At 65.4% G+C, this 26,210-nt stretch carries 28 protein-coding genes, 1 tRNA gene, 1 pseudogene and 1 riboswitch; of the genes and pseudogenes, 17 read left to right on the forward strand and 13 right to left on the reverse strand.

Translation table 11 applies throughout. The features are described 5' to 3' along the window. The first annotated feature begins 23 nt into the window (after positions 1 to 23). Positions 24 to 1,559 carry an alpha/beta hydrolase gene (locus tag DIR46_RS04945; protein WP_205289076.1) on the forward strand — a complete coding sequence of 512 codons (1,536 nt, stop codon included), beginning with the start codon at positions 24 to 26 and terminating at the stop codon, positions 1,557 to 1,559. A 39-nt stretch (positions 1,560 to 1,598) separates the two neighbouring features. On the opposite strand, the gene DIR46_RS04950 is transcribed toward DIR46_RS04945, so the two are convergent. The 9 genes from DIR46_RS04950 to glyA form a co-directional block, all read right to left on the reverse strand. Next, on the reverse strand, positions 1,599 to 2,231 hold the full coding sequence (locus DIR46_RS04950; protein WP_109344245.1) for a riboflavin synthase: 633 nt from the start codon (positions 2,229 to 2,231) through the stop codon (positions 1,599 to 1,601). A 31-nt stretch (positions 2,232 to 2,262) separates the two neighbouring features. Next, entirely contained in the window at positions 2,263 to 3,339 is a 1,077-nt protein-coding gene (gene ribD, locus DIR46_RS04955) for a bifunctional diaminohydroxyphosphoribosylaminopyrimidine deaminase/5-amino-6-(5-phosphoribosylamino)uracil reductase RibD (protein WP_370659967.1), read from the reverse strand. An 83-nt stretch (positions 3,340 to 3,422) separates the two neighbouring features. Next, positions 3,423 to 3,980, reverse strand: a complete 558-nt coding sequence (locus DIR46_RS04960; protein ID WP_109344246.1) for a GspH/FimT family pseudopilin — start codon at positions 3,978 to 3,980, stop codon at positions 3,423 to 3,425. 8 nt (positions 3,981 to 3,988) lie between these two features. After that, the gene (locus tag DIR46_RS04965; RefSeq protein WP_109344247.1) at positions 3,989 to 4,441 is read right to left on the reverse strand and encodes a type IV pilin protein; all 453 of its coding nucleotides are present in this window, start codon (positions 4,439 to 4,441) and stop codon (positions 3,989 to 3,991) included. Continuing rightward, complete coding sequence (locus DIR46_RS04970) at positions 4,438 to 5,130, reverse strand: pilus assembly PilX family protein (RefSeq protein WP_229446500.1); 693 nt, start codon at positions 5,128 to 5,130, stop codon at positions 4,438 to 4,440. The genes DIR46_RS04965 and DIR46_RS04970 overlap by 4 nt, the downstream gene beginning before the upstream one ends. A gap of 7 nt (positions 5,131 to 5,137) precedes the next feature. Beyond that, positions 5,138 to 6,076 (reverse strand): PilW family protein, encoded by a 939-nt coding sequence (locus DIR46_RS04975; protein WP_109344248.1) that lies wholly within the window; start codon positions 6,074 to 6,076, stop codon positions 5,138 to 5,140. Further along, positions 6,073 to 6,609 (reverse strand): type IV pilus modification protein PilV, encoded by a 537-nt coding sequence (pilV, locus tag DIR46_RS04980; RefSeq protein WP_109344249.1) that lies wholly within the window; start codon positions 6,607 to 6,609, stop codon positions 6,073 to 6,075. Before pilV ends, DIR46_RS04975 begins: the two co-directional genes overlap by 4 nt. A gap of 110 nt (positions 6,610 to 6,719) precedes the next feature. Beyond that, complete coding sequence (nrdR, locus tag DIR46_RS04985) at positions 6,720 to 7,187, reverse strand: transcriptional regulator NrdR (RefSeq protein ID WP_109344250.1); 468 nt, start codon at positions 7,185 to 7,187, stop codon at positions 6,720 to 6,722. 80 nt (positions 7,188 to 7,267) lie between these two features. After that, positions 7,268 to 8,515: a serine hydroxymethyltransferase gene (gene glyA / locus DIR46_RS04990; RefSeq protein WP_109344251.1), complete on the reverse strand. Its 1,248-nt coding sequence runs from the start codon at positions 8,513 to 8,515 to the stop codon at positions 7,268 to 7,270. A 110-nt stretch (positions 8,516 to 8,625) separates the two neighbouring features. Further along, positions 8,626 to 8,745, reverse strand: a riboswitch (ZMP/ZTP riboswitch). A gap of 168 nt (positions 8,746 to 8,913) precedes the next feature. Between glyA and DIR46_RS04995 the strand changes: the two genes are divergently transcribed. The 11 genes and pseudogenes from DIR46_RS04995 (at position 8,914) to DIR46_RS26470 (ending at position 15,908) form a co-directional block, all read left to right on the forward strand. Next, positions 8,914 to 9,660, forward strand: coding sequence for an SDR family oxidoreductase (locus DIR46_RS04995; RefSeq protein WP_109344252.1), 747 nt, complete (start codon positions 8,914 to 8,916; stop codon positions 9,658 to 9,660). Between the two features lie 237 nt (positions 9,661 to 9,897). Beyond that, positions 9,898 to 10,302, forward strand: a complete 405-nt coding sequence (gene ybgC, locus DIR46_RS05000; protein ID WP_109344253.1) for a tol-pal system-associated acyl-CoA thioesterase — start codon at positions 9,898 to 9,900, stop codon at positions 10,300 to 10,302. A gap of 20 nt (positions 10,303 to 10,322) precedes the next feature. Next, positions 10,323 to 11,006: a protein TolQ gene (tolQ, locus tag DIR46_RS05005; protein ID WP_005671250.1), complete on the forward strand. Its 684-nt coding sequence runs from the start codon at positions 10,323 to 10,325 to the stop codon at positions 11,004 to 11,006. Between the two features lie 29 nt (positions 11,007 to 11,035). Beyond that, positions 11,036 to 11,467, forward strand: a complete 432-nt coding sequence (locus DIR46_RS05010; protein ID WP_109344254.1) for a biopolymer transporter ExbD — start codon at positions 11,036 to 11,038, stop codon at positions 11,465 to 11,467. Between the two features lie 10 nt (positions 11,468 to 11,477). Then, positions 11,478 to 12,479, forward strand: a complete 1,002-nt coding sequence (tolA, locus tag DIR46_RS05015) for a cell envelope integrity protein TolA (protein ID WP_109344255.1) — start codon at positions 11,478 to 11,480, stop codon at positions 12,477 to 12,479. Between the two features lie 31 nt (positions 12,480 to 12,510). Continuing rightward, positions 12,511 to 13,781, forward strand: a pseudogene (tolB, locus tag DIR46_RS05020) (Tol-Pal system beta propeller repeat protein TolB). Positions 13,782 to 13,815: 34 nt separating this feature from the next. Beyond that, entirely contained in the window at positions 13,816 to 14,340 is a 525-nt protein-coding gene (pal, locus tag DIR46_RS05025) for a peptidoglycan-associated lipoprotein Pal (RefSeq protein WP_109344256.1), read from the forward strand. A gap of 101 nt (positions 14,341 to 14,441) precedes the next feature. Continuing rightward, a complete protein-coding gene (ybgF, locus tag DIR46_RS05030) occupies positions 14,442 to 15,197 on the forward strand; it encodes a tol-pal system protein YbgF (protein WP_109344257.1) in 756 nt (251 codons plus the stop codon). A gap of 79 nt (positions 15,198 to 15,276) precedes the next feature. Continuing rightward, positions 15,277 to 15,352 (forward strand) — tRNA-Lys (locus DIR46_RS05035). Between the two features lie 83 nt (positions 15,353 to 15,435). Then, entirely contained in the window at positions 15,436 to 15,693 is a 258-nt protein-coding gene (locus DIR46_RS05040) for a hypothetical protein (protein WP_109347909.1), read from the forward strand. Positions 15,694 to 15,719: 26 nt separating this feature from the next. Continuing rightward, entirely contained in the window at positions 15,720 to 15,908 is a 189-nt protein-coding gene (locus DIR46_RS26470) for a hypothetical protein (protein ID WP_162819439.1), read from the forward strand. Positions 15,909 to 16,199: 291 nt separating this feature from the next. On the opposite strand, the gene DIR46_RS05045 is transcribed toward DIR46_RS26470, so the two are convergent. The 3 genes from DIR46_RS05045 to DIR46_RS05055 are packed head-to-tail and all read right to left on the reverse strand — an operon-like array spanning position 16,200 to position 19,150. Next, positions 16,200 to 17,012 (reverse strand): ABC transporter ATP-binding protein, encoded by an 813-nt coding sequence (locus tag DIR46_RS05045; RefSeq protein WP_109344258.1) that lies wholly within the window; start codon positions 17,010 to 17,012, stop codon positions 16,200 to 16,202. 15 nt (positions 17,013 to 17,027) lie between these two features. Then, entirely contained in the window at positions 17,028 to 17,951 is a 924-nt protein-coding gene (gene ntrB, locus DIR46_RS05050) for a nitrate ABC transporter permease (RefSeq protein ID WP_109344259.1), read from the reverse strand. A gap of 29 nt (positions 17,952 to 17,980) precedes the next feature. Beyond that, complete coding sequence (locus DIR46_RS05055; RefSeq protein WP_109344260.1) at positions 17,981 to 19,150, reverse strand: CmpA/NrtA family ABC transporter substrate-binding protein; 1,170 nt, start codon at positions 19,148 to 19,150, stop codon at positions 17,981 to 17,983. 802 nt (positions 19,151 to 19,952) lie between these two features. Between DIR46_RS05055 and DIR46_RS05060 the strand changes: the two genes are divergently transcribed. From DIR46_RS05060 to DIR46_RS05080, 5 genes are all read left to right on the forward strand, one after another. Beyond that, entirely contained in the window at positions 19,953 to 20,147 is a 195-nt protein-coding gene (locus DIR46_RS05060; protein WP_109344261.1) for a hypothetical protein, read from the forward strand. An 81-nt stretch (positions 20,148 to 20,228) separates the two neighbouring features. Further along, a complete protein-coding gene (locus DIR46_RS05065) occupies positions 20,229 to 20,555 on the forward strand; it encodes a hypothetical protein (protein WP_162819440.1) in 327 nt (108 codons plus the stop codon). Between the two features lie 113 nt (positions 20,556 to 20,668). After that, complete coding sequence (locus DIR46_RS05070) at positions 20,669 to 21,403, forward strand: ABC transporter ATP-binding protein (protein ID WP_370659956.1); 735 nt, start codon at positions 20,669 to 20,671, stop codon at positions 21,401 to 21,403. Next, positions 21,400 to 22,836, forward strand: coding sequence for a DUF3526 domain-containing protein (locus DIR46_RS05075; protein ID WP_109344264.1), 1,437 nt, complete (start codon positions 21,400 to 21,402; stop codon positions 22,834 to 22,836). The genes DIR46_RS05070 and DIR46_RS05075 overlap by 4 nt, the downstream gene beginning before the upstream one ends. Then, positions 22,833 to 24,185 carry a DUF3526 domain-containing protein gene (locus tag DIR46_RS05080; RefSeq protein WP_109344265.1) on the forward strand — a complete coding sequence of 451 codons (1,353 nt, stop codon included), beginning with the start codon at positions 22,833 to 22,835 and terminating at the stop codon, positions 24,183 to 24,185. Before DIR46_RS05075 ends, DIR46_RS05080 begins: the two co-directional genes overlap by 4 nt. Before the next feature lie 61 nt (positions 24,186 to 24,246). Here DIR46_RS05080 and DIR46_RS05085 read toward each other — a convergent pair whose 3' ends face one another. After that, complete coding sequence (locus tag DIR46_RS05085; RefSeq protein ID WP_109344266.1) at positions 24,247 to 26,016, reverse strand: methyl-accepting chemotaxis protein; 1,770 nt, start codon at positions 26,014 to 26,016, stop codon at positions 24,247 to 24,249. Positions 26,017 to 26,210: the final 194 nt, after the last annotated feature.

Genomic DNA, 26,210 nt, shown 5'->3' on the forward strand with positions numbered 1-26,210 from the left:
ACATGGCCAGGATTGGGACACTCGTGGCGCTGGGCCTGTTGCTTGGCGCCTGTGGCGGCAACGGCGGCCCGGATCGACCGCAGGCGCCCGGCGACATCCCGCCCGGGCTGGCGCGCTTCTACAACCAGCAGCTGACGTTCGGTCCCTGCGACGGCTACGCCACCACGGACGCGCAAGCCAAGGCATACGCCGACAAGACCTTGACATGCGCCCGGCTTCAGGTGCCGCTCGACTACGAGAGACCGGAGGGAAGAACGGCGCAGATCGCACTGCTGCGGGTGGCGGCGAAGGGCGAGCCGGACCACCGGATTGGCTCGATCCTGCTCAACCCGGGCGGGCCCGGCTTTTCCGGCATGGGCTACGCGGCGACGGTGGCGGATGCCCTGGCCGATAGTCCGATCACGCGACGGTTCGACCTGATCGGGTTCGACCCGCGCGGGGTCGGGGCGTCGACACCGGCACTGGACTGTTTCACGGATGCGGAACGCGAGGCCGACGTGACACTCTCCACGCTCAACTCCGGGGTCGAGGACTACACCGAGGACGAAACCCGCCAGGTGTACAGGAAGTGCGCCGCGCGTTCTGGCGGTGCGGACGTGCTGGCCCACGTCGGCACCCGCGATGTTGTCCGCGACATGGACGTGCTGCGCGCCGTGCTCGGCGACGAAAAGCTGACATTCGCCGGCGCCAGCTACGGCACGCGGCTGGGCGCCGTGTACGCCGAAATGTTCCCTCAAAACGTGCGGGCCCTCGTGCTCGACGGTGCAGTCGACCCACTGACTGGCACCGCCGCACGCCGGCTGGTTCAGTTCGCGGGCTTCCAACACGGCTTCGACAATATGGCGGCCTTCTGCGCCAGCTCACCAGACTGTCCGCTCGGTACCGATCCCAGGCAGGCGACCGCCGTCTTCCAGCAGCTCCTGCAATCTCTGATCGACAAACCGATCGTCACCGCCGACGGGCGCAAGCTGACCTACACCGGCGCACTCAACGGCGTGGTCCTGCCCCTGTACAGCGAGTCGGGCTGGCCAGCCGTCATCCGGGGCATCGGCGCACTGAAAGCCGGGCAAGGTGAACCTCTGATGCTCCTGCGTGACCTGGCCCAAGCGAGACATGCCGATGGCAGCTACGGCAACGCCAACGAGGCACAAATCGCGATCGAATGTCTCGACGAAGAACGCCATACTCCTGAGGAGGAGAGCGCGATGAAGCGCGCGGTGTTCGAGGCTGCGCCCTTCCTGGCCACAGGCCGGCCGGTCCAGGCCCGGGATATCTGTGAAGCGTGGCCGGTGAAGCCGACGCTTGGCTTTCCCTATGCCGTCGATATCGGGGGACTTCCCGAAACACTGGTCGTGTCGGTCACCCGCGACCCGGCGACCCCGCACGAAGGGGGAATCAGCCTGGCCAGGACGCTTGGCGCCAGCCTGCTCACCGTCGAAGGCGAACAGCACGGCGTGGCCCTGATCGGCGGCAATGCGTGTGTCGATGGAATCGTCGCAGACTATCTCATCGACCTCGCGTCTCCCGCACCTGACAGCCTGTGCACATTGCAGGACTGAGCGGCTTGACCACCGCCGATGCGTACCAGGGCTCGAGACTTACATGCCGCCGGTTCTTGCCAGCATGCGCTCGACGTAGCGCGCGATCAGGTCGATCTCCAGGTTGACCTGCGAGCCGGCCTTCAGGTGCTTGAGCGTGGTGACCTCGATCGTGTGCGGGATCAGGTTGATCGAGAAGCGGCACACCTGCTTGCCGTCGGCGTCGAGATCATCGACCCGGTTGACGGTCAGCGACACGCCATTGACCACGACCGAGCCCTTATAGGCCAGGAACTTGGCCAGCTCATGAGGCGCGTCGACGATCAGTTCGAACGATTCGCCGACCGGCTCGAAGCTGTGCACCACGCCCAGGCCGTCGACGTGGCCCGAGACCAGGTGGCCTCCCAGGCGCTCGGCCAGGGTCAGCGCTTTTTCGAGATTGACTTCACCGGTGGCTTCCAGGCCAACCGTCTTGCTCAGGCTCTCGCGCGAGACGTCGACGGTGAACGCCTTGTCGGTCTTCTCGACCACGGTCATGCAGGCGCCGTTGATGGCGATCGAGTCGCCCAGGGCCACGTCACCCAGCGGCAGCGGGCCGGCGTCGACCACCAGGCGCACGCCGGCGTCCAGACCGCCCGCCAGCGGAGAAACGGATGTGATGTTGCCGACGGCGGCGACGATTCCAGTAAACATGTGATTCCTTCGTGTTGGGGCTAATTCAGTATCAGGCGGCCGGCTCGACGAAGCGGGCCAGGATGCGCAGGTCGTCGCCCACGCGCGCCACGTCGTGAAAGCGCAGCTGGCGGCGGTCCGCCAGGCGCTCGAGCGCGGGCAGGTCGAACATGCCCTGCCCCGGTCCGATGAGGCTCGGCGCCAGGTAGGCCAGCAGCTCGTCGACGCAGCCTTCGCGCACCATCGAGGCGTTCAGCCTGGAGCCCGCCTCGACGTGCACTTCATTGATTTCGCGCCGGCCCAGCTCGCGCATCAGGGCCGGCAGGTCGACCTTGCCGCGCGCATTCGGCAGCATCAAGACCTCATGGCCGGCGGCCGTCAGGGCGGCGGCTTTTTCCGTGTTCCCGACGGCGGCCACGATCCAGCATGGTTCGCCCTGCAGGATGCGGGCGCCCAGGTCGATCTCGAGGCGGCTGTCGACGATTACGCGGCGCGGTTGCAGCGGCGTGTCGACGCCGCGCACCGTCAACTGCGGATCATCGGACTTGACGGTGCCGATGCCGGTGACGATCGCGCTGGCGCGCGCGCGCCAGGCGTGGCCGTCGGCGCGCGCCTGTTCGCCCGTGATCCACTGGCTCTCGCCGCCGGCCAGCGCCGTGGCGCCATCCAGGCTGGCCGCGACTTTCAGTCGCACCCACGGCAGGCCGCGCACCATGCGCGAGAAGAAGCCGACGTTCAGCTCCTGCGCCGCCTCGGCCAGCACGCCGGCCTTGACCTCGATGCCGGCCGCCTCGAGCTGAGCCAGGCCACGGCCGGCTACCAGCGGATTCGGGTCGACCATCGCCGCCACAACTCTTCCCAGGCCGGCCTGCACCAGGGCGTCCGAACATGGCGGCGTGCGGCCGTGGTGGCTGCACGGTTCCAGCGTCACGTAGGCGGTGGCGCCGCGCACGTCGTTGCCGCGCGCCGCGGCGTCGCGCAGCGCCTGGATCTCGGCGTGCGCCTGGCCGGCGGGCTGGGTGTGGCCGGCGCCGATCACGATGCCGTCCTTGACGATCACGCAACCGATGCGCGGATTAGGCGCGGTGATGTACATGCCGCGCGCCGCCCAGGCCAGGGCCAGGGCCATGCCGTCGGTATCGTTCAGGATCAGTTCGCTGTAGCCGTTCGCCATCTCTTTGGTCGCCATATCGGTGGTCGCCATCTCTTCCTTCAGGGCGGCGCCGCGGCGCCGTCGCACCCGTCTTCGCGGGCCGGATTGCACAGGCGCGCACGCCCGAGCATATTGATTTTAATACGGCGCACCCCGCCGCCATGGAATAGCGACAGCGTGCCGAGACGCGATGCGGCACTGTTGGTGTCGCTGCAGCTGCGTCCCGCGCCATTGTAGGCGATGTATTGCGGCGGCGCAGGGCTGGTGAAGGAATAGCTGACCCGCATGCCGTCCGCCAGAGGAGAATGCACGGCCAGGATCTCGTCGCCCTCCCCCGGCCGGCGGTCGTCGTCACGATCGACGTAGACGGTCCAGCCGCGCGACCAGTCGCGGCCCGCCTCGTCGTTGGGCGTCAGCATGACCCGCTCGTTGCGCGCGATCGCCTGGGAGCGCGTGAGCTGGATCGCGCCATGCAGGTCGCCCGACGCGGTGCGCAGCTGCTGGCCGCGCACCAGCGCGTGCAGGCCGGGAGCGGCCACCGCCGCCGTCACCGCGACCATCCCCAGTACCACCACCAGCTCGGCCAGCGACAGGCCGGCGCAGTGCCGCCTCCTCATCGCCCGTCTCACGGCCAGCAGCGCGCCGACGGACCGCTGGCCGTCTGCCGGCCGGTGCTGTCGAGCGTCAGGTCGCCGCAGTCGGGGTCGGCGAAACCGGCATCCACATTGGCGGTGCCCGGCCGTGCGCGCAATTCGATGCAGTGGGCGATCTCCTGGCCGGGACAGGCGTAACCGTCCAGCTCATGGGCGCTGGCGGCGGCGCTGTTGCCGGTCCAGGTCGGGAATTGGCCGGTGTCGGCGTCCTCCGTATCGATCGAGAACGCCAGATAGGAATGGTGCAGCGCGCGGTATTGTTCCTGGCGCTGCATGATGTCCAGCAGCGCCAGTTGGGCCTCGATGCGGCGCGCCTTCACCACCTGCTGCGTGTATGAGGGATAAACGAGCGCGGCCAGGACGGCGAGGATGGCCAGCACGGCCATCAGTTCGACCAGCGTGAATCCCTTGCTGCCATGCCTCATTGTCTATCCTTTCGTCTGCCCTTTCCAGTCGGATGGCCCGCCGCGCTTGCGCCAGGCAGCGCGAACGTTTCGCTCCAGTTGCCCAGCTCGCGCCAGCCGACGCGCCGTCCCCGCGCACCATCGGGCGGCTTGCGGTAATAGGCCTGCAGCGCGGCATGGGTGCCGGGCATGCTGCCGGCGCCGCGCGCCGTGATCCGGTACAGCTGGCCGTCGGGCGTCGTCGGCATCAGCTCGATCAGGTAGCGCGGCGCCGCGAGCGGCAGCGCGCCCTCGCCATCCGGCATGCCCTGCCCGGTAAAGCTGCCCACCAGGATCGCCGGGCCGTCATCGTCGGCCAGCAGCCCGGATACCTGGTCGGGATCGGTCGCGTGGGCGCACAGGCCGTTGTAGGGCCGCCCGCCACCGCAGCCGGCGACGAAGGCGTCAGCGCTGCCGCCGGCGATCGCGTTGGCCCGCGCCGAGCCGGGGTCGGCGCCGCCTTCGATGTCCCGCTCCGCATCCAGCAGCGCGGCGTCGGCCATCTGCAGCGCCAGCACGCGATCGCGTTCGTGGGCGGCGGCGCGCGCCCCCTGCAGGGCGCCGCGGGTGGACGCGATGCCGGTCATGAGCACCGCCAGCATCAGGACCAGGGCGGTCAGAAGCGCAATGCCGCCTTCCCGCCGCCGGGTCGGTGAATTGAGGGTACGCATGCGAGGTTCAATCCGGCGCCACCGGCAAGGCGATGGTCGCGCCATAGACCTTGCGCATGCGGGGTGCGCGCCCGTCGTCGAGCGCCGCTCCCGCCAGCCGCGTGCCCGGGTCGCCTGTGGAAAAGGCGGCGCCATGATCCGGCCCGAACAAGTCGTAGGCGATGTCGGCATCCGCGCCGGGATCGAGGCGCGGCCCATGCAGCAGCAGCGCGAACCGCACCAGCGCCACCCGCTTCCAGTGCGTGCGCTTGCGCAGGTCGGCCGCGCGCTCGTCTGGCGTGGCGCCTGCCAGCACCAGCGCCGCGTCGAGCGCGCCCAGCTCGGTCGCATTGACGTAGCGGTCCGGCACACCGTCGCCGTCGGCATCCAGGCCGTACAGCACCTGGAAGCCGTCGACCCGGCCCGCCACCGCATCCGACGACCAGTTGCTCGCGCCCCGGTACTTGCAACGCAACTCGGCATCGCCCTGGGCGTTGCGGGCGACGTAGAAGATGCTCCAGCCCTCTTCGTCGCGATGCACGGGGAAACCGGCGCAATCGAGGGTGGCGCCGTCGCCGTCGGGCGGTGCGCCGCTGCCGGGAAAGCGCAGGGCCAGCACGTCGCTGCCATTGGCTTCGTCGGGCAAGGTCGCATCGATGCCGACGCCGGACCGCTCTAGTGAACTGGCATCCAGGCCGGCCAGCCGGGCCGGCGCCGCAGGGTCGGACATCGGATGCGCCGCCCAGTCGACGTGCGCCGCCAGGCGGATGGCGCGCGCCAGCGCATCGACGGCATAGCGGCCGCTGTCGTCCATCTCGGACGCTTCCATCACGGCGGCATGCGCGCGCACGCTGGTGATCAGGAGCGAGCCGCTGGCCAGCAGCACCGCCAGGCCGAGCGCCATCGCCACCATCAGTTCGGCGATGGTCAGGCCGGCCTGGCGCCCGCGTGCGTTGACCGCCCTCATCGCGCCACCAGCAACACGTAGCCCGGCCCGTCCTGCGTGCCATGCCAGCCGATCTTGATCGCCACCGGCGCAGTTGCGTCCCCGCTGCACGCCCATCGGTAGCGGCCGTGGTCGGCATCCCACGGCGCGCCGTCGCGGCAGACCGCGATGCGGCCCGATGGAAAGCCCCGATGCAGCGCCAGGCGCGTCTCGCGCAGGTCGAAGGCGCCCAGCGCCAGCGGATCGCAGGAGCCCGCGCCGAAACACGCGGCGCCGCCTGCCGGCGGGCTGGCATCGAGCGCCTTGTAATCGAGCGGCAAATAGGGATTGGCGCCGTCCGGCAGGCTCGCCACCTGGGCGTTGGCCTGCATGCGCGCGGTTAATGACAAGGCCAGCAGCGCCGCTTCGGAGGTCAATGCCGCATGCTGGCGCGTGCGCTGGGCCGCCAGCTGCGCCGCGCTGGCGCCGACCACGCCGACCGCGAGCACGAACATGGCCACCAGCACTTCGATCATGGTGAAACCGCCCGGGCGGGCGGGGAGATGCGCCTGCATGCCTATCCTCCGCTAACGATGTGCGAGCAGAGAAGTTATCAGGCAGGACACAGGCGCCCATGCGTCGACGCAAGAATGCGTCGGACGAAAAGCGGAACTTGGAAACGACGTCAGTTGTCGAGCTTGCGCTGGTGCCCGACTTCGGCCAGCGCCGCCTGGAAGGAATCCAGGTCCTCGAAATTCTTGTAGACGGAAGCGAAGCGGATATAGGCGATCTTGTCGAGGCGCTTGAGCTCTTCCATCACCAGCTCGCCGACATACACGCTGGGGACTTCGCGCCGGCCGCTGGTCAGCAGTTTTTCCTCGATCGAGGCGACGGCGCCGTCGATCGCTTCGGCCGCCACCGGGCGCTTGCGCAGCGCCAGCATCAGGCTGCCGCGCAGCTTGGAGGAGGCGAATTCGGTGCGGCTGCCATTCTTCTTGACGATGATCGGCATCGACAGCTCGATGCGCTCATAGGTGGTGAAGCGCTTGTCGCACTTGCCGCAGCGGCGCCGGCGCCGGATGGCGTCCCCTTCCTCCGATACGCGGGTATCGAGGACTTGTGTTTCTTCATGCTGGCAAAAGGGACATTTCATGGCGCCGGGGCTGCAGGTACTACATGGATACTGAGCGGGCCGGCGAACCGGCCCCATACATCGCGACGATCAGCGAGCGCTTATCGGGCGTACACCGGGTACTTGTCGGTCAGCTTCTTGACTTCGCCCTTCACGCGCTCGATGGTCGCGGCGTCGTGCGGGTTGTCCAGCACGTCGGCGATCAGGTTGCCGACGGTGACCGCGTCTTCTTCCTTGAAGCCGCGGGTGGTGAAGGCCGGGCTGCCCAGGCGGATGCCCGAGGTGACGAATGGCTTCTGCGGGTCGTTCGGGATGCCGTTCTTGTTGCAGGTCATGTGAGCCTGGCCCAGGATCGCTTCCGCTTCCTTGCCGGTCAGGCCCTTGGCGCGCAGGTCGACCAGCATCACGTGCGATTCGGTACGGCCCGACACGATGCGCAGGCCGCGCGCGATCAGGGTCTCCGCCAGCGCCCTGGCATTCTTCACGACCTGCTTCTGGTATTGCTTGAACTCCGGCGACAGCGCTTCCTTGAACGCCACGGCCTTACCGGCGATCACGTGCATCAGCGGACCGCCCTGGATGCCCGGGAAGATCGCCGAGTTGATGGCCTTCTCGTGCTCGGCCTTCATCAGGATGATGCCGCCGCGCGGACCGCGCAGCGATTTGTGGGTGGTCGAGGTGACGAAGTCGGCGTGCGGCACCGGGTTCGGGTATTCGCCGGCGGCGATCAGGCCGGCGTAGTGGGCCATGTCGACCATGAACCAGGCGCCGACGTCCTTGGCGACCTTGGCGATGCGCTCGAAATCGATGCGCAGGGCGAATGCCGACGCGCCGGCGATGATCATCTTCGGCTTGTGCTCGTGCGCCTGCTTCTCCAGCGCTTCGTAGTCGATGTCTTCTTCAGCGGTCAGGCCGTACGAGACGACGTTGAACCATTTGCCGGACATGTTCAGCGACATGCCGTGGGTCAGGTGGCCGCCTTCGGCCAGCGACATGCCCATGATGGTGTCGCCCGGCTTGAGCATGGCGAAGAACACGCCCTGGTTGGCCTGCGAACCCGAGTTCGGCTGAACGTTGGCGGCTTCGGCGCCGAACAGTTCCTTCAGGCGGTCGATCGCCAGCTGCTCGGCGACGTCGACGTATTCGCAGCCGCCGTAGTAGCGCTTGCCCGGATAGCCTTCGGCATATTTATTGGTCAGCTGCGAGCCCTGCGCTTCCATCACGGCCGGCGAGGTGTAGTTCTCGGAGGCGATCAGCTCGATGTGGTCTTGCTGGCGAACGTTTTCTTTTTGAATTGCATCCCACAGTTCCGGGTCGATATTGGCGAGCGTATGGTCTTTGGCAAACATGTAAAAACTCCAATCGATAGTAATCCAGGCAACGGGTGGCGTTGAAAGGCGGGAGCCGGGGCGGGCCGTAGGCACGGGCGCAGGCAGCCGCGATCGAACGCGTACCGGTTGATGGCTGCCCAGGCGAACGGCGTATGGCGTCTCACGTTCCCCGGTGGGTGCCCACCTTTGCCGCGCCGTGCATCCGAATGGTGCGCGTACGCGGTGTTTCGCCAGTTACGTGAGACGTAAGGACTCCAAATTGTACTGAACTCCCCATCGCAGGGCAAGGAAACCGCTGTGCCGGCCGAGAAAGGGCGGTCCCCAGCGGACCCGTGGTCGTTTCGGCTACAATTTTACGGTTCGGCAGCGCGCCTTGCCTCTCCCGCCTGCCCCCTGTTGCCATCCAAGGACCCATCATGATCGTCTTCATCACCGGCGCATCGGCCGGCTTCGGCGCCGAAATGGCGCGCACCTTCGTCTCCCATGGCCACCGCGTCGTCCTGGCCGCGCGCCGCACCGACCGCATCGCCGAACTGGCGCGTGAGCTGGGCGAGTCCGCCCTGGCCGTGACCCTGGACGTGACGAGCCGCGCCTCGATCGAGGCCGCCCTGTCCGGCCTGCCACCCGAGTGGAAACAGATCGACGTGCTGGTGAACAATGCCGGCCTGGCGCTGAACACGGCGCCGGCTCAAGAAGTGCCGCTGGAAGACTGGGAAACCATGATCGCGACCAACTGCCAGGGCCTGGTGACCATGACCCGCGCCGTGCTCCCCGACATGGTGGCGCGCGGCAGCGGCCTGGTGATCAACATCGGCTCGGTGGCCGGCCACTACCCTTACCCGGGTGGCAATGTGTATGGCGCAACTAAAGCCTTCGTCGAGCAGTTCACGCTGAACCTGCGCGCCGACCTGGTCGGCACCGGCGTGCGCGCCACCAATATCGCGCCGGGCCTGTGTGGCGGCACCGAATTCTCGAACGTGCGCTTCAAGGGCGACGACGCAGCCGCGGCGAAGGTCTATGAAGGCACCCAGCCGCTGACCGCGAAGGACATCGCCGACACCGCTTACTGGATCGCGACGCTGCCGCCGCATGTCAACGTCAACAGCATCGAACTGATGCCGACCTGCCAGGGGTTCTCGCCGTTCAGCGTGCGCCGGAGCTGATCGACGCCATGCCTGCCGCATCGCGTGGCCACAAAGACCGGCCACACGACTATTATTTGTGAGAAAATGTTACAGTGATTGGTCTTTTAACTACGTTTCAAGTCTACTACTGCTCAAAAGCACGACCCCGTGCTATCTGTACGTAAAACTTTTCCACTTTAAACGTACGTCAGCGTACATATTAAAGTGGAAAGTCGCGTAAAATCTTTCCCGTTTTCATTTATTCGGCAACAAAGAATGCCTTCAGTGTATAACTGGCCAGTCAGGGTTTATTACGAGGATACCGACGCCGGAGGCATTGTCTATCATGCCAACTACCTGAAGTTCTTCGAGCGTGGCCGTACCGAGTTCCTGCGCGCGCTTGGAATCGAACAACAAACCCTGATCGACGCGGACCATACGGCCTTCGTCGTCAGGAGCATGACCCTCGATTACCGCTCCGCCGCCCGTCTCGACGACGAACTGAGCATCCGCACCAGCGTGACGAAAGTGGGCGGAGCCTCGGTGCAGTTTCTCCAGGAAGCATGGTGCGGCGAGGTGCTGCTCAATTCGGCCAACGTGAAAATCGGCTGCGTTGACGTAAGAACCACACGCCCTCGTTCCCTGCCCGACGACGTGGCTGCTAAAATGCGTGCCGCCTGAAAAATCATATAAGTTAAGCCATGACCGCAACCCATGACCTCTCGTTTGTCTCCCTGATCGCCAATGCCCATGTGCTGGTGCAGCTGATCATGGCCTTGCTATTGTTGCTGTCGATCGTGAGCTGGACTTATATCTTCCGCAAGGTGTTCGCGATCCGCGCCGCACGCGCGCAGACCGAGCAGTTCGAGCGCAGCTTCTGGGCCGGCGGCAATCTGCACACGCTGCACCAGAGCGCCAGCAGCCAGCGCGACCAGAGCGGCCCCCTGGCCCGCATCTTCGAGGCCGGCATGGGCGAATTCATCAAGGGCAAGCAGGCATCGCGCGAAGCCCTGGACATGAACTCGGTGCTCGACGGCGCCCGCCGCGCCATGCGCGCCTCTTTCCAGCGCGAACTCGATTCGCTCGACACCCACCTGAATTTCCTGGCCTCCGTCGGTTCGGTCTCGCCGTACATCGGCCTGCTGGGCACCGTGTGGGGCATCATGAACTCGTTCCGCGGCCTGGCCAGCGTCGAGCAGGCCACCCTGGCGGTGGTCGCTCCCGGCATCGCCGAAGCGCTGATCGCGACCGCGATCGGCCTGTTCGCCGCAATCCCTGCCGTGGTCGCGTACAACCGCTTCACCCACGACATCGACCGCCTGGCGAACCGCTTCGAGAGCTTCGTCGAAGAATTCTCGAACATCCTCCAGCGCCAGTCGCGCTGATCCGCCACGAGAACCGGGAGAGCATCGGGATGGCATTTTCCAGCAGCATGCGCGGCGGACGTCGCCGCAAGTTCAAGTCCGAAATCAACGTCGTGCCATATATCGACGTGATGCTGGTGCTGCTCATTATTTTCATGGCGGTGCCGGCGAATGAGGCGCCGAGCGTCGTCAATCTGCCGCGCGCCGAGAAATCCGCGCTGCCGCCGGACACGTATATCCAGATTTCCATCGAGCCGGGCAACAAGCTGTCGATCGGCGTGCACGGAAAAGTGAAAGTCGCCCAGGACGAAGTGGCCGACCGCTCCGCCCTGCTGCAGCGACTGCGCGCACTGCACGAAGAGAATCCGGACTTTCCGGTCCTGATCGCAGGCGACCGGGACAGCAAATACGACGACGTGATCCAGCTGATTTCGGAAGCCAAGAAGATGGGCATCAACCGGGTCGGCCTGGCCACCCAGTGACGCCGACGATATGACCGCACCGAAGTCCGCCAACAACGGCATGCCCTACCACGTGCCGCCTGAACCGAAACCGCTGCCATCGTTCCTGCTGGCGGTGGCGGTGCACGCGGCGCTGCTGGCCTTCCTGGCGATCGGCGTGAGCTGGCAGAAGGTCAACCCGGTCTCGGTCGAGGCCGAGGTGTGGGATATGTCGGTGCAGACCGCCGCGGCGCCCGAATTGCCGCCCGAGCCGGCGCCGGAACCCGAGCCGCAGCCCGAACCCGAGCCCGCGCCGGAACCGCCGCCACCTCCTCCACCGGAGCCGGTGGTGGAACGTCCTGCGCCAACGCCGGATCCGGAGATTGCGCTGCGCGAGGAAAAGAAGCGCAAGGAAGAAGAAGCGAAGAAGGCTGCCGCCGAGGAGAAGAAGCGCAAGGAAGCGGAAGAGAAGAAGCGCGAAGAGGCCGAGCAGAAGAAGCGCGAGGAAGCGGAACAGAAGAAACGCGAGGAAGCGGAACAGAAGAAGCGCGACGAAGCCGAGAAGAAGAAACGCGAGGAAGCGGAACGCAAGAAGCAGGAAGCCGCCGAGAAGAAGAAGGCCGACGCTGCTGCTGCCGAGAAAAAGAAAAAGGACGCCGCTGCCGCCAAGGCCGAGGCCGCCAAGCTGGAGAAATTCCGCCAGGAAGAGCTCAAGCGCATGGCCGGCGCCATGGGCAGCACCGGCACCGCGGTGAAGTCGACCGGTCCGCGCAGCGATGGCGGTTACATCGCCGCGATCACGGCTGCGATCAAGAGCGCAACGGCCTATCCGGGCAATACCGACGTGGCCGGCAATCCGCGCGCCACCTTCCGGGTGGAGCAGTTGCCGACCGGCGAAATCATGTCGGTACGCCTCGTGAAAAGCAGCGGTGTGCCAGAATTTGACAGAGCAGTGGAAAATGGTATCAAGAAAGCATCTCCACTTCCCAAGAAGAAGGACGGGACCGTGGAGCGTACGCTTGACGTGAATTTCTCGATGAAAGATTACGATTGATTCGGTTCGAACCAGTTTTACTAGAGACACCATGAAAAAACTTCACATTTTGCTGTTCAGCGTTTCCCTCGCAACGGGGACGACAGCCAATGCGCAAATCCAGATCGAAATCGCCGGCGTCGGCAGCAACCAGATTCCGGTGGCCATCGCCGCCTTCGCCGACGAATCCGTCGCCCCCGACAAAGTCTCGGCCGTCATCCGCGCCGACCTCGAGCGCAGCGGCGTGTTCAAGGTCATCGACGCCGGCCAGGTGATCAGCGATGCCGACGCCGGCAAGGTGAACCTGGGCGCGTTCAAGGCCAGTGGCGCCGACGCGCTGGTGGTCGGCAGCGTGGCGCGCCAGCCGGACGGCCGCTTCGCGATCCGCTACAAGCTGCTCAACACCGTCAAGGGCGGCGAAATCTCGCAGCTGGGCGGCGAAGTCCAGCCCGCTACACCCGCCTGCAGGCGCACCGCATCGCCGACGACGTCTATGAAAAGCTGACCGGCGTGCGCGGCATCTTCTCGACCCGCATCGCGTATGTGAAGGAAGACCGCGCGGCGAGCCGCTTCGCGCTGGCCGTGGCCGACGCCGACGGCGAGAACGAGATCATCGCGACCCAGGGCAAGGAACCGATCATTTCGCCGGCCTGGTCGCCGGACGGCATGAAGGTCGCCTACGTCTCGATGGAAAACCGCAAGCCGGTGGTCTATCTGCAAGACCTGATGACCGGCCGCCGCAACGTGATCTCCAACCAGAAGGGCAATAACTCCGCGCCTGCATGGTCGCCGGACGGCTCGACCCTGGCCGTCGCCCTGTCGCAGGACGGCAATACGGAAATCTACACCGTCAATTCGAGCGGCAGCGGCCACCGTCGCCTGACCAATAATCCTGGCATCGATACCGAGCCGCAGTTCTCGGCCGACGGCCAGACCATTTACTTCACGAGCGACCGCAGCGGCGGTCCTCAGATCTACAAGATGAGCGTCTCGGGCGGCAATGCCACCCGCGTGACGTTCAACGGCAACTACAACATCAGCCCACGCGTCTCTTCCGACGGCAAGACGCTGGCCTGGATTTCGCAGCGCGGCGGCGCTTTCTCCTTATACGCGATGGACCTGGCAAGCGGCCGGGAACTTCGCCTGGCCGATGGGGCCACCGAACCGAGTTTTTCGCCTAACGGCAAGTACATCATGTATGCAACCAAGGGCGGCGGGCGCGTCTCGCTTGCAGTGGTGTCTGTGGATGGACGGGTCAAGCAACGCTTGACGACCAAAGCGGGAAACATTCGGGAGCCCAGCTGGGGTCCTTTCATGAAGTAAGAAGTAAAACCTTAACCAGAACAGGAGAAAATCCATGCGCAACTTCAAGAGTCTCGCCTTCATCGCTTCCGCTGCCGCCCTGCTGGCTGCTTGCTCGTCGCCAACCAAACTGGACGAAACCCCAGTCGTTGAAAAGTCGCCAGAGCCAGCAGCACCAGTGGCCGACAGCCGTGACATCCGTCCAGTGGAAACCGGCACCGTCGATCCACTGAACGATCCAAAAGGCGTCCTGGCCAACCGTAGCGTCTACTTCGACTACGACAGCTTCGTGGTCCGCGCCGACGGCCAGCCAGTGGTGCAGAACCACTCGGGCTACCTGACCAAGAACACCTCGCGTAAAGTCCTGATCCAGGGCAACACCGACGAACGCGGCGGCACCGAGTACAACCTGGCCCTGGGCCAGAAGCGTGCTGAAGCCGTCCGTCGCTCGATGGCGTCGCTGGGCGTGTCGGAAGGCCAGATGGAAGCCGTCTCGCTGGGCGAAGAAAAGCCAAAAGCAACCGGCAGCAACGAAGAAGCCTGGGCTGAAAACCGCCGCGCCGACATCGTCTACCAGTAATCAATACGGCTGATTCAGCCGATTGACATGGGGCGGGACGCAGTGCAGACTGCTACCCGCCCCGTTTTATCTCAGCAACCGGTCTAGAAAGAGCAACGCTTATGATCAAACTGTCTCCGTCCCGCCTCGCCTGCCTCGTCCTGGCCCTGTGGATGCCGCTGCATGCCGCGGCCGGCCCGTTCGATGACGAGGAAGCGCGCAAGGCCATCCTGGACCTGCGCACCAAGGTCGACAACATCACGCGCGACCTGACCGCGCGCATCGACGGCAAGTCGGACAAGACGGTCCAGATCGAGATGCTGAACCAGCACGAGCAGACCATGCGCGAGATCGCGCGCCTGCGCGGCCAGATCGAAGTGCTGCAGAATGAATTGTCCAAGGCCCAGGAAAGCCAGAAGCAGCTGTACGCCGACCTCGACGCGCGCATGAAACGGTTCGAGCCGCGCCAGGAAGTCATCGACGGCCAGACCGCCGAGGTGATGCCGACCGAAAAGACCGCCTATGAGGCCGCCACCGCCCTGTTCCAGTCGGGCGACTACAAGGGCGCGTCAAGCGCGCTGCAGGAATTCGTCAAGCAGTATCCGCAATCGGCCTATGCGTCGAATGCACAGTACTGGCTGGGCAACACCTATTACGCCCTGGGCGACTACAAGAAGGCCATCGCGGCCCAGCAGGTCGTGACCACCACTTACGCCGACAGCGCCAAGGTGCCGGACGCCATGCTGAACATCGCCAGCAGCTACGCCCTGCTGAAGAACAACAAGAACGCGAAGAAGTCACTGCAGACGCTGGTGTCCAAGTATCCGGACTCGAGCGCGGCGCAGACGGCGCGCGACCGCTTGGCTTCGCTGAAGTAAGCCGCGGTTTTTAAGCCGGGGCTTGATCGGGCTCGGCAATTGACAGGTTCACGACCTGGCCCTATAATCTTGCTTCTTCGGGTCGTTAGCTCAGTTGGTAGAGCAGCGGACTTTTAATCCGTTGGTCGCGTGTTCGAGCCACGCACGGCCTACCAAAGATTCTCAGAAACGCCAGCCTTCGGGCTGGCGTTTTTGTTTTTACCTTATTATTTCTCTTTTGTTCAAGGACGATAGCGCCATGACTTACGAAGACTTCCTCGATGAAGTAACGACCCTTCTCACCGAGATCTACAACCTCGACGACGAAGCGGCGATCAAACTGGTGGTCGATGCGCAAGCCGCCGACTACTTCGTCACCCACGACGACAAGGAAGAACTGCGCACGGTCGCACAGGCCAAGCTGGACGCCGTCGCGCTGTACGAAGCCAAGCAGAACCGCAATCAGACGCAGCGCAAGCAGCAGCAGCGCCAGGTGCAGAAGAAGAAAGCTCCCTGAGCCCATCCTGAGCCGGAGGAGCGACCATGACGATGGACTTCGCCGAGCACATGACGGTCGAAGGCCTCGTCTGCTCGACCCATACCTTTGCGGTCGAGCCGTATCGCAAATCACTTCCTTCGCCACCCCGCTTCAATCTTTGGCCTAGCCGCTCGAACGGCTATCGCCCACCTGGGAAATCCGGGAATGCGGCCATGAGCACACCTTGCTCATGATCGGATTCCACCCGCAGGCCGATCTGCCACTGCTGTTCCCACACGCTACGTCACCGCTGGCCGCGACCTAATTCAGCGGCATCATCCGCGGCGTTAGGGGCGAGCGCCGCCGTACCGGCTACCCGCATCGGGATATCTACCCGGACGAGATCTACGTCGAGATCGCGGCCGGCAGGGTCGTGCGAATGGATGCTGGACTTGCGCGCGGTGCCGGACCAGACCGAGGAAGAATGGCGCCAGTCGGTGCCTTTCTTCCTGTGGAAGTACTATCCGCGACCGGCGCCCGGCTAGCTACGCCGCCTCCGCCGCCGGATGCGCCTGTTTTCGATACAAGAACTCCAGCACCGCCTTGCGATGCTCGGTATAGCGCGCATCCTGCGCCAGCGCCACCCGGTCGCGCGGCCGCTCCAATCCCACCTCGACGATCTCGCCAATGGTCGCAGCCGGCCCATTGGTCAACATCACGATCCGATCCGACAGCAGCACCGCCTCATCCACATCGTGCGTCACCATCACGACAGTCGATCTTGTCGCCGCCACGATCTTGAGCAGCTCATCCTGCAAATGCGCCCGCGTCAGCGCGTCGAGCGCGCCGAACGGTTCATCCATCAACAGCACCTTCGGCTCCATCGCCAGCGCTCGCGCGATCCCGACGCGCTGCTTCATGCCGCCCGATATCTCATGCGGCCGCTTCCCCTCCGCGCTCGACAGGCCCACCAGCGCCAGCGCAGCCAGCGTGCGTTCGCGCAGCTGGGCGCGGGTCTCACTAGCACCAAACACCCGCTCGACCCCGAGATGGATATTCTCGTAACAGGTCAGCCACGGCAGCAGCGAATGATTCTGGAACACCACCGCCCGCTCCGGCGACGGTCCCGCGATCTCGCGATTCGCGCACAGCAGCACGCCCGCAGATGGTTTCAACAAGCCAGCGATCAGGTTCAGCAAGGTCGACTTGCCGCATCCCGAGTGCCCGATCAGCGTGATGAACTCCCCCTTGCGCACCGCGAGATCGATCCCCTGCAGCGCCTGGAACACGCCCTTCTTCGTGTGAAACGCCATCTCCACGCCGGTGATGTCGATGAATTTGCTTTGAACGTCATCCATGATCGCCCTCCTTGATCAGTTAGCCACTTGTTCATGCGTCAGCGCCCGCGCCAGCGCCACCAGCGCCTGCTCCAGCAGCAGGCCCACCACGCCAATCACAACGATGGCGATGATGATGTTCGCCACGTTCAGGTTGTTCCACTCGTCCCACACCCAGAAGCCGATGCCCACGCCGCCGGTCAGCATCTCGGCCGCCACGATCACCAGCCACGCGGTGCCGATGGCGAGGCGCACGCCGGTCAGGATGTAGGGCAGCGCCGACGGCAGCAGGATCTTGGTCAGGATCTTCCACTCCGACAGGTTCAGCACGCGCGCCACGTTCATGTAATCCTGCGGCACGCGCTGCACGCCGACCGCTGTGTTGATGATCATCGGCCAGATCGAGCAGATGAAGATCGACCAGATCGCCGCCGGATCGGCCGACTTGAACACCAAGAGGCCAATCGGCAGCCAGGCCAGCGGCGACACGGGTTTCAACAGGCTGATGATCGGACCGAACATGCCGCTCACGAAACGCACCCGCCCGATGATGAAGCCCAGCGGAATGCCAACCAGCGCCGCCAGCCCGAAGCCCACCGCCACCCGCTTGAGCGAAGCCAGCACGTTCCAGCCGATGCCCTGGTCGTTCGGACTGTTGTGATAGAACGGATCGGCGAACAGCTTGAGCGCCTCCTGGAAAGTCACCAGCGGCGACGGGAAGCTCTCGTTGCGGGTCGCGATCAGCTGCCACACCAGCACCACGAAGGCGATGCCCACCAGCGGCGGCAGGACAGCCTTCACCGCCCTGGCGAACGGCTGCGTTCCACGCACGACGGACGCCGGCTTGCGCGCGGGAGGCGCGGCGCTGGCGGCAGGCGCATCGACGGCAAGCGGCAATGTGACGACGTTGGCGCCGCCGGCGGGCGGCGCATGGCGTTCGGATTTCAGGATAGCGTTCATGGCATTCCCCTATTCAGACAAGATGACAGTCAGACCCTGACCTTGAACGAAGCGGCATAGGCTTTCGGGTCCTTGCCGTCCCACACGCTGCCGTCCATCAGTTTCGAGCTGCGCATCGGGCTGGAAGGCACCGGCGCCTTGGCCAGCGTTGCCGCGTCCTTGTACAACGCGACCTGGTTGACCGCGCTGGCCACGGCCAGGTAGTCCGGATCCTGCTTGAGCAGGCCCCAGCGGCGATGCTGGGTCATGAACCACATGCCGTCCGACAGGTACGGGAAGTTGACCGCACCGTCGTTGTAGAACTTCATGTAGTTCTGGTCGTCCCAGGTCTTGCCGAGTCCATTCTGGTAGCGGCCCATGATGCGCTGGTCGATCGCGTCCTTGCTGGTGTTGACGTACGATTTGGCGGCGATGACCTCGGCCATCTTGTTCTTGTTGGCCATCGAGGCGTCAATCCAGCGGCCGGCTTCGATGATGGCTGCCATCATGGCGCGGCAGGTGTTCGGGTGCTTCTTCGCGAACTCCAGCGTCGAGCCCAGCACCTTTTCCGGATGGTCGCGCCAGATGTCCTGGGTCGTGACGGCGGTGATGCCGATGCCGTCCATGATGGCGCGGTGGCCCCACGGCTCACCAACGCAGAAGCCGTCCATGTTCCCCACCCGCATATTGGCCACCATCTGCGGCGGCGGCACCGTGATGACTTTCGCTTCCTTCATCGGATTGATGCCGTTGGCGGCCAGCCAGTAGTACAGCCACATCGCGTGGGTGCCGGTCGGGAAGGTCTGGGCAAAAGTGAACTCGCGTTTTTCCGTGCGCATCACCTTGGCCAGCGACTGGCCATCCACGGCGCCCTGGTTCGCCAGTTGCTTCGAGAGCGTGATCGCCTGGCCGTTGTTGTTCAGTCCCATCAGCACGGCCATGTCCTTGCGCTGTCCGCCAATGCCCATCTGGACGCCGTACAGCAGCCCGTACAGCACGTGGGCGGCATCCAGGTCGCCATTCGCCAGCTTGTCGCGCACGCCGGCCCACGATGCTTCCTTGCTCAGCACGAATTTCACGCCATACTTCTTGTCGAAACCCAGCATCGAAGCCATCACCACCGACGCGCAATCGGTCAGGGGAATGAACCCGATCTTGATCTCGGTCTTTTCCGGCTTGTCCGATCCTGCCGCCCACACGCCGCCCGTTGCCAGCCCCATCAAGCTTCCTCCCGCTACCAGACCTGCGCCATGAAGGACCTTCCTGCGCGTGACATCGACTTCGCCGACATCCGCCGTCGCTACGCTCTCCGCTTCAAGCTTCTGATTTTTCATCGCAATCCCAATCTAGTCAGGCAAAAAAAAAAAGACGCATACCCGGCATGAACGTAGTCATGTCCCGGTAGACGTCATTGTCTTGGTGGGCGCTGCCCTCGTTGGCGGCGCACGCAGCGCTCCATTGCGCTGATGATGGTGACGCAATCTTCATGCCAGGCAAACGTACAGAGTGAGCCACGATCCTCTGCAGCGCCGGCGCACCGCGGGATGGCGCAAACTGCACACTGCAATTGCGCAGCGCATCATTTTGGACAGGCTGTTGCGTCAGGCCCAGAGAAGCTGCAAATACACGCTTCTACTACCCCACCTGTCGTGCTAGGATGAATTGTTGCTATGTGAAAACATCAGTTGTTTTCAATCGTGCGCCGCTTGTCTATACGTGGCATGCATGTAAAATAAATAACGTCCTGGACGCAGCCAGACTTGAAGGTCTCGTTGCCGCCCCGGGTCCCGAATTCGACGCTTTGTACTGGCATCCGCATGTCACGCATTTATTGTCCGCTCTACCCCTGCCTGCGTTATCCCGACGACATGCCGGTGCGGCCCAGTTGCCAGTCAGCTCATCATCCTGCTCAGCGCGCCCGGCGCGCCTGAACGGCACACCATCTTCGTATTACGCCCGGCTCACGCCGGCCACTCATCATTGATTTGCCAGTCTCCATTCGGGACGGCGCTGGAGTTAACCATGAATACCGAACACACCGAACGCCACCATTCTCCAATCCATGCCGCGACGGCGGTCGACCGCAGCAACCCGCGCGCGCCGAGACGCGGCATCGCCAAGGACATCGTCTCCAGTGGCCGCCGCCTGCGCACCCGCATCGGCGTCATCGCCGCTGCATGCATCGGCCTGACCGCGCTGCTGATCGCCTTCGAGTAAGCGCCTCGCCGCAAGACACCCGGTTGTCGACTCGATCACGGCTGGGCTATACTGCCCCGCATCATCGTCAATCGGGATCGCATGCAGTTCCAGGACACACGTCAGCACGCACCTTATCGTGCAACGAGCGCACCCCTGCGCCGGGTGCTGGCCTGCCTGTGCGCGCTGATCCTTGCCCTGCAGCTCGTGGGCGCCTCGTTCCACGACCATGACCTGTCCGAACAGCTGTCCGACTGCGTCAGCTGCCAGATCGCTTCCCATTCCACCGCCGACCTTCCAGCGGCATCGCCACAACTGCTGGCGCTCTTCCTCGTCATCGCCTTCGTCCTCGCGCGCCTGCCGCGCCCCGCGCCGGTCGTCCTGCGCCGCTACCTGATTCCTTCCCGCCAGGCGCCTCCGCGCCACTGATCCGTCTTTGAATTCCTCGCAGGCCGCGTCAAACCGGCCTGCGCTCGCGCATGCGCGTTCGCGCACGGCGTGTGACCACTGCTTCAGTTTCACCACAAAGGACCACGATGACCATGACTACCCCTGCCCTGGAAGCAAACGGCGTGACCGTCGCCTACCAGTCCACGCCCGTGCTCAACGAGCTGTCACTGCGCGTCGCGCGCGGCGAGATCTACGCCCTCCTGGGCGGCAACGGCGCCGGCAAGTCGACCACCATGAACACCTTCCTCGGCTTCACGCTTCCCCGCTCCGGCAGCGTGCGCGTGTGCGGCATCGACGTCGCCGCCGACCCGCTGGCGGCGCGCGGCCAATTGGCCTACGTGCCGGAAAACGTCGCCTTGTACGAGCACCTGGACGCGCGCGAAAACATCGAATATTTCCTGCGCCTGGCAGGCAGCAGCTGGACCGCCACCAGCATCGACGAGGCCCTGGACGCCGTGCGCCTGGATGCCTCGGCCTGGCGGCGGCGCCTGGGCGGCTACTCGAAAGGCATGCGCCAGAAAGTCGCGATCGCGCTGGCCGTGGCGCGCCAGGTGCCGGTGCTGCTGCTGGACGAGCCCACTACCGGCCTCGATCCCCAGGCCACCAGCGAGTTCAACGCCCTGCTGCAAGGCCTGCGTGCACGCGGCAGCGCGATCTTCATGGTCACCCACGATTTACTGGGAGCGGCCGAGGTGGCCGACCGCATCGGTTTTCTCGAGCGCGGCCATATCAGCCACGAAGTCGCGGCCAGCGGAGAAGAACGCTATGAAGTGCGCGACCTCTACCGGCGCTATGCGGGTACGAGCCAGGCGAAGGACGCGGCATGAGCGCCGCCCTGATGCAAGCGCTGCCCGCCATCGCCCGCAGCGAATGGCGCGCCATGCTGCGCAACCAGGTGGCGGTGGCCGCCGGCATCCTGATGCTGGCGCTGACCCTGGCCGCGATCCTGGTCAGCCATGAACGCGTCGACGCCGTGAACGCCGAGCGCGCGCGCTTTCAGGACACGGCCGACGAACAGTGGAATAACCAGCCCGACCGCCACCCGCACCGCGTGGTGCATTATGGGCACTACGTGTTCCGCCCACTGAGTCCCCTCGCCTTCTTCGACTTCGGCGTCGATCCCTTCACCGGCAACACGCTGTTCCTCGAAGGCCACCGCCAGAACAGCGCCAACTTCAGCGACGCCGGCCAGTCCTCGGTGCTGCTGCGCTTCGGCCAGCTCACCCCGGCCTTCGTGCTGCAGGTGCTGACGCCCTTGCTGATCGTGTTCCTGGCCTTCGGCAGCGTGGCGCGCGAGCGCGAGCGCGGCCAGTTGCGCCTGCAGATCGTGCAGGGCATCCCCGGCGCGACCCTGTTGCTCGGCAAGCTGGCCGCGCACGCCGGCGTGGCGCTGCTGCTCGGCGCGCCCGCCTTCGTCGCGCTGATCGCGATCGCGGCGCTGCATCCGGCCGTGGCGCCGCAGGCGCTGACGATGCTGATCGGGTATGCGCTCTACCTGCTGCTGTGGGTGGCGGCGGCGGTGCTGGTGTCGAGCAGCCTGCCGCGTGCGCGCGACGCCTTGCTGGCCCTGGTGGCCGGCTGGATCGTCACCGCGATCCTGCTGCCGCGCGTGATGCCCGACTTCGCCGCCGGCGACGTCGGCCGGCCGAGCCGCATCGAAACCGAGGTCGCGATCCACGAACGCCTGGCCGCGATCGGCGACAGCCACGATCCCATTGACCCCTACTTCAACGCCTTCCGCGCGCGCACCCTCGAGAAATACGGGGTGCAGCGGGTCGAAGAACTGCCGGTGAACTATGGCGGCCTGTTGATGGCCGAGGGCGAGCGCATGACGAGCGAACTGTTCGACGAATTCATGCGCGCCGACTTCGCGCGCCAGCGCGAAGAGAACGCGATCGTGCACTCTGCCAGCCTGTTCAGCCCAGTGATCGCGCTGCGCCGCATGTCGACCGCGCTGGCCGGCACCAACCTCGACAGCCACGCGCGCTTCCTGGTCGAGGGAGAAAAATACCGCTACGCTTTCGTCCAGTCGCTCAACGGCCTGCACGCCAACGTCGTCTCGCCGCAAGGCGCCGGCGACGGACGCATCGACAAGCACCATTGGGACGACACGCCGCGCTTCGGCTATGCGCCCGCCCCCTACGCCGAGGTGGCCGCCCGCCACGCCTGGCCGGCCTTCGCCGTGTTGGGCGGGTGGTTGCTGGTCCTGACCGGCGCCGGCCGTGTGATCGCGAAACGCCTCGAAAGGAAGGCCAAATGAACACGCTGAAATTTGAACTCCGCCAGATCGCGCATTCCCGGCTGGCCGTCGGCGCCATCGTGCTGCTGGCGCTGTTGTGCGCGTTGTCGATCTGGACCGGCCTGCAGGCCGTGAGCCAGCAGCGCGCCGCGCTCGAGCGCATCGCCGCCAGCCACGCGCAGGACTATGCCGCCATCGCCGCCAAGCAGCTCAAGAGTGGCGCGGCCGAAGCCGGTTCGGTCGGCTACTACCTGCCGCACCTGACGGTGAACCCGCCATCGCCGCTGGCCTTCGTGGCCATCGGCCAGCGCGACCTGCAGCCGCAGGCCCTGCGCGTGCGCCTGCTCGGCCTGCACTCGCAGCTGTACGAGTCCGAAGCCATCAACCCCGAGCTGGCCATGCCGGGCCGCTTCGACTTCGCCTTCGTGCTGGTCTTCCTGGCGCCACTGTTCGTGATCGCGCTGATGCACGACCTGGTCTCGAGCGAGCGCGAAGCTGGCCGCCTGCGGCTGCTGGCGTCGCTGCCCGCGGCGGCGGCCAACACCTGGCGGCGCAGGGTCGGCTTGCGCTATGGCCTGGTATGGATGGCCGCACTGCTGCCGGTGGCCTGCGGCGCGCTGGTGGCCGGCGCCGGGCTGGCGGGCTTCGCGGCGATCGCGCTGGTGGCCACGCTCTATCTCGCCTTCTGGTTCGGCCTGGCCGGCTGGGTGGCCGCGCGCGCGCGCACCTCGAGCAGCAGCGCCGCGATCCTGCTGGCCTGCCTGGTCGGCCTGACGATGATCCTGCCGACGCTGGCCGATGCAGCGATCGCGCGCCTGTCGCCGGTCTCCAAGGGCGTCGAGCTGGCGCTGGCGCAGCGCCAGGCCGTGCACTCCGGCTGGGACATCCCGAAGCCCGAGACGTTCGAGAAATTCTTCCGCACCCACCCCGAGTGGAAGGATACGCCGCCGGTCGAAGGACGTTTCCACTGGAAGTGGTATTACGCGATGCACCAGGCGGGCGACGATGCCGTGGCCGCCGACGTCGCGCTGTACCGCGCCAGCATGCAGGCGAGGGAAAGCTGGACCGCGCGCGTCGGCCTGGTGCTGGCGTCGGTGAACGTGCAGGTGCTGCTGCACCGGCTGGCCGATACCGACCTGGCGGGGCAGCTGGCCTACCAGGACCGCATCGCGGCGTATCACACGCGGCTGCGGCGCTTCTTCTATCCGTATCTGTTCGAGGAGCGGAGGATGACGCAGGACGATCTGGCCAGGCTACCACGGTATGAGCATGTGGCATCGGGTTCGAGCATGCCGTCAGGACAGTTGCTGGCGCTGGGCCTGCTGGCGCTCGCATTGCTCGCGACCGGGCTACGCAAGCTGCGCGCGTAGGGTGGACGAAAAAAGCCAACCCTCAGGTTGGCTTCTTCATCGTCGTGACGTCAGGCTGGAATCAGAATTCTTCCCAACCGTCGCCCACGTCCGCGGTTTCGGCCTTCTTCGGCTTCCCAGCCGCAGCCGCAGCCGCAGCCGCAGCCGCACCCGCCTCCGCCTTCGGCTTGGCCGACGCGGGGGCATTGGCCGGCTTCGCGGCCGCCTTCACCGGCGCCTTCGCCACCACCGCCGGCAAGGTCGTGGTCACGCGCGGCGCCGCGGCGCTGGCGCGGCTGGCGCCCGCCTGATTCAGCTTGAACGCGCCCACGGTCTGCGCCAGCGCGGTCGCCTCTTCCTGCAGCGAAGCCGCCGCAGCCGACGCTTCTTCTACCAGCGCCGCGTTCTGCGTGGTCACCTGGTCCATCTGGGCCACGGCGCCGTTGATCTGCTCGATGCCGGCGGTCTGTTCCTGGCTGGCGGCGGTGATCTCGGACATGATGTCGGTCACGCGGTTCACGCTCTGCACGATTTCCTGCATCGTGGCGCCGGCGCGCTCGACCAGCTCGGAGCCGTGGTGCACCTTGTCCACCGAGTCGTCGATCAGGAGCTTGATTTCCTTGGCGGCAGCCGCCGAGCGCTGGGCCAGGCTGCGCACCTCGCCCGCCACGACCGCGAAGCCGCGGCCCTGCTCGCCGGCGCGCGCCGCTTCGACCGCGGCGTTCAACGCCAGGATATTGGTCTGGAAAGCGATGCCGTCGATGACGGCGATGATGTCCACGATGCGGGTCGACGAGGCGTTGATCGCGCCCATGGTCTGCACCACCTGCTCGACCACCGCGCCGCCCTTGCCCGCCACTTCCGAGGCCGAGGTAGCCAGGGCGTTGGCCTGGCGTGCGTTGTCGGCGTTCTGCTTCACGGTCGAGGTCAGCTCTTCCATCGACGATGCGGTTTCTTCCAGCGAACCGGCCTGCTGCTCGGTGCGCGACGACAGGTCCAGGTTGCCGGCCGCGATCTGGCTCGAGGCAGTGGCGATATTGTCGGTGCCGGTGCGGACCTGGCTCACGATCTTCACCAGCGAATCGTTCATGTCCTTCAGCGCCTGCAGCAGGCGGCCGGTCTCGTCCTTCGAGGTCACTTCGATGGTCTGGGTCAGGTCGCCCTGGGCCACGGCGCCGGCGATCGCGACCGCCTGCTCCAGCGGACGCACGATGGCGCGCACCAGCACCCAGCCGACGAAGGCGGCCATGATCAGGCCGAACACCAGGCCGGCCAGGCAGACCGCGCGCACGATCTCGAAGGTCGATTGCGAGGCCTGGTATTCCTTCAGCGCGCCGTCCTGCTGTTCCTTGACCAGCTTGGCGCCGAGATCGGCGACCGGCAGGTACAGCCTGGTCATCGGGCCATTGAGCTGGGCGATGGCGCCGGCATTGTCGCCAGCGCGGAGCGCGGCCATCGCCGGGCGGATACCCTGCTCGACGAAGACCTTGCGCGCCTCGGTGAATTGTTCATACAGGGCCTGCTCGCCGGCGCTCATCGGCATCTGGCGGTAACTGTCGAGGATCTTGCTGATCGCCACGATATTCGCATCGACCGTTTCGAGCGCGGCATTGCGCGTACCGGCATCTTCCAGGTTGACCGCCTTGGCGACCGTGAGCTGGTTGGTGGTGATCAGCTGGGTGACCTGGCCCACCTGGCCGAGGCCCACCAGGCGGTGGTCGTACATCTGCTTGAGTTCGGTATTCGCGATGCCGAGGTTGTAGATGCCGATGACCGCGCCGGCGACCAACTCGACCGCCAGGAAGGCGATGACGAAGATGAGGCGCGACTTGATGCTGAGATGTTTGAACATGATTCGCTGGCCTTAAGCCCATGGATAAAAAATGTGGTATCCATTGGATTATAGAAACATTGCTCCCTTTATGGGAAGCATTGAGTATTTCCTTGCGTTATCACTCATCTTCCGTCGCCGTGCAGCAACAGATACCCGACAAGGCCAGCGGAACGCGGGCATCGTCGGTCCAAATGCGCTGGAGGCATAAGCAA

It is taken from the genome of Massilia oculi (assembly GCF_003143515.1).
Classification (GTDB): Bacteria; Pseudomonadota; Gammaproteobacteria; order Burkholderiales; family Burkholderiaceae_D; genus Telluria; species Telluria oculi.

Coding starts and splice junctions, on each gene's coding strand:
- DIR46_RS04960 (WP_109344246.1), bottom strand. CDS start 3,980: ATGAGGAGGCGGCACTGCGCCGGCCTGTCGCTGGCCGAGCTGGTGGTG.
- DIR46_RS04995 (WP_109344252.1), top strand. CDS start 8,914: ATGATCGTCTTCATCACCGGCGCATCGGCCGGCTTCGGCGCCGAAATG.
- DIR46_RS04965 (WP_109344247.1), bottom strand. CDS start 4,441: ATGAGGCATGGCAGCAAGGGATTCACGCTGGTCGAACTGATGGCCGTG.
- DIR46_RS05055 (WP_109344260.1), bottom strand. CDS start 19,150: ATGGGGCTGGCAACGGGCGGCGTGTGGGCGGCAGGATCGGACAAGCCG.
- ntrB (WP_109344259.1), bottom strand. CDS start 17,951: ATGAACGCTATCCTGAAATCCGAACGCCATGCGCCGCCCGCCGGCGGC.
- DIR46_RS04975 (WP_109344248.1), bottom strand. CDS start 6,076: ATGAGGGCGGTCAACGCACGCGGGCGCCAGGCCGGCCTGACCATCGCC.
- tolQ (WP_005671250.1), top strand. CDS start 10,323: ATGACCGCAACCCATGACCTCTCGTTTGTCTCCCTGATCGCCAATGCC.
- DIR46_RS05010 (WP_109344254.1), top strand. CDS start 11,036: ATGGCATTTTCCAGCAGCATGCGCGGCGGACGTCGCCGCAAGTTCAAG.
- DIR46_RS05040 (WP_109347909.1), top strand. CDS start 15,436: ATGACTTACGAAGACTTCCTCGATGAAGTAACGACCCTTCTCACCGAG.
- ribD (WP_370659967.1), bottom strand. CDS start 3,339: ATGGCCCTGGCCCTGGCCTGGGCGGCGCGCGGCATGTACATCACCGCG.
- DIR46_RS05085 (WP_109344266.1), bottom strand. CDS start 26,016: ATGTTCAAACATCTCAGCATCAAGTCGCGCCTCATCTTCGTCATCGCC.
- DIR46_RS05075 (WP_109344264.1), top strand. CDS start 21,400: ATGAGCGCCGCCCTGATGCAAGCGCTGCCCGCCATCGCCCGCAGCGAA.
- ybgC (WP_109344253.1), top strand. CDS start 9,898: ATGCCTTCAGTGTATAACTGGCCAGTCAGGGTTTATTACGAGGATACC.
- DIR46_RS05070 (WP_370659956.1), top strand. CDS start 20,669: ATGACTACCCCTGCCCTGGAAGCAAACGGCGTGACCGTCGCCTACCAG.
- ybgF (WP_109344257.1), top strand. CDS start 14,442: ATGATCAAACTGTCTCCGTCCCGCCTCGCCTGCCTCGTCCTGGCCCTG.
- nrdR (WP_109344250.1), bottom strand. CDS start 7,187: ATGAAATGTCCCTTTTGCCAGCATGAAGAAACACAAGTCCTCGATACC.
- DIR46_RS05045 (WP_109344258.1), bottom strand. CDS start 17,012: ATGGATGACGTTCAAAGCAAATTCATCGACATCACCGGCGTGGAGATG.
- DIR46_RS05060 (WP_109344261.1), top strand. CDS start 19,953: ATGAATACCGAACACACCGAACGCCACCATTCTCCAATCCATGCCGCG.
- pilV (WP_109344249.1), bottom strand. CDS start 6,609: ATGCAGGCGCATCTCCCCGCCCGCCCGGGCGGTTTCACCATGATCGAA.
- DIR46_RS26470 (WP_162819439.1), top strand. CDS start 15,720: ATGACGATGGACTTCGCCGAGCACATGACGGTCGAAGGCCTCGTCTGC.
- DIR46_RS05080 (WP_109344265.1), top strand. CDS start 22,833: ATGAACACGCTGAAATTTGAACTCCGCCAGATCGCGCATTCCCGGCTG.
- pal (WP_109344256.1), top strand. CDS start 13,816: ATGCGCAACTTCAAGAGTCTCGCCTTCATCGCTTCCGCTGCCGCCCTG.
- glyA (WP_109344251.1), bottom strand. CDS start 8,515: ATGTTTGCCAAAGACCATACGCTCGCCAATATCGACCCGGAACTGTGG.
- DIR46_RS04970 (WP_229446500.1), bottom strand. CDS start 5,130: ATGCGTACCCTCAATTCACCGACCCGGCGGCGGGAAGGCGGCATTGCG.
- DIR46_RS05065 (WP_162819440.1), top strand. CDS start 20,229: ATGCAGTTCCAGGACACACGTCAGCACGCACCTTATCGTGCAACGAGC.
- DIR46_RS04950 (WP_109344245.1), bottom strand. CDS start 2,231: ATGTTTACTGGAATCGTCGCCGCCGTCGGCAACATCACATCCGTTTCT.
- tolA (WP_109344255.1), top strand. CDS start 11,478: ATGACCGCACCGAAGTCCGCCAACAACGGCATGCCCTACCACGTGCCG.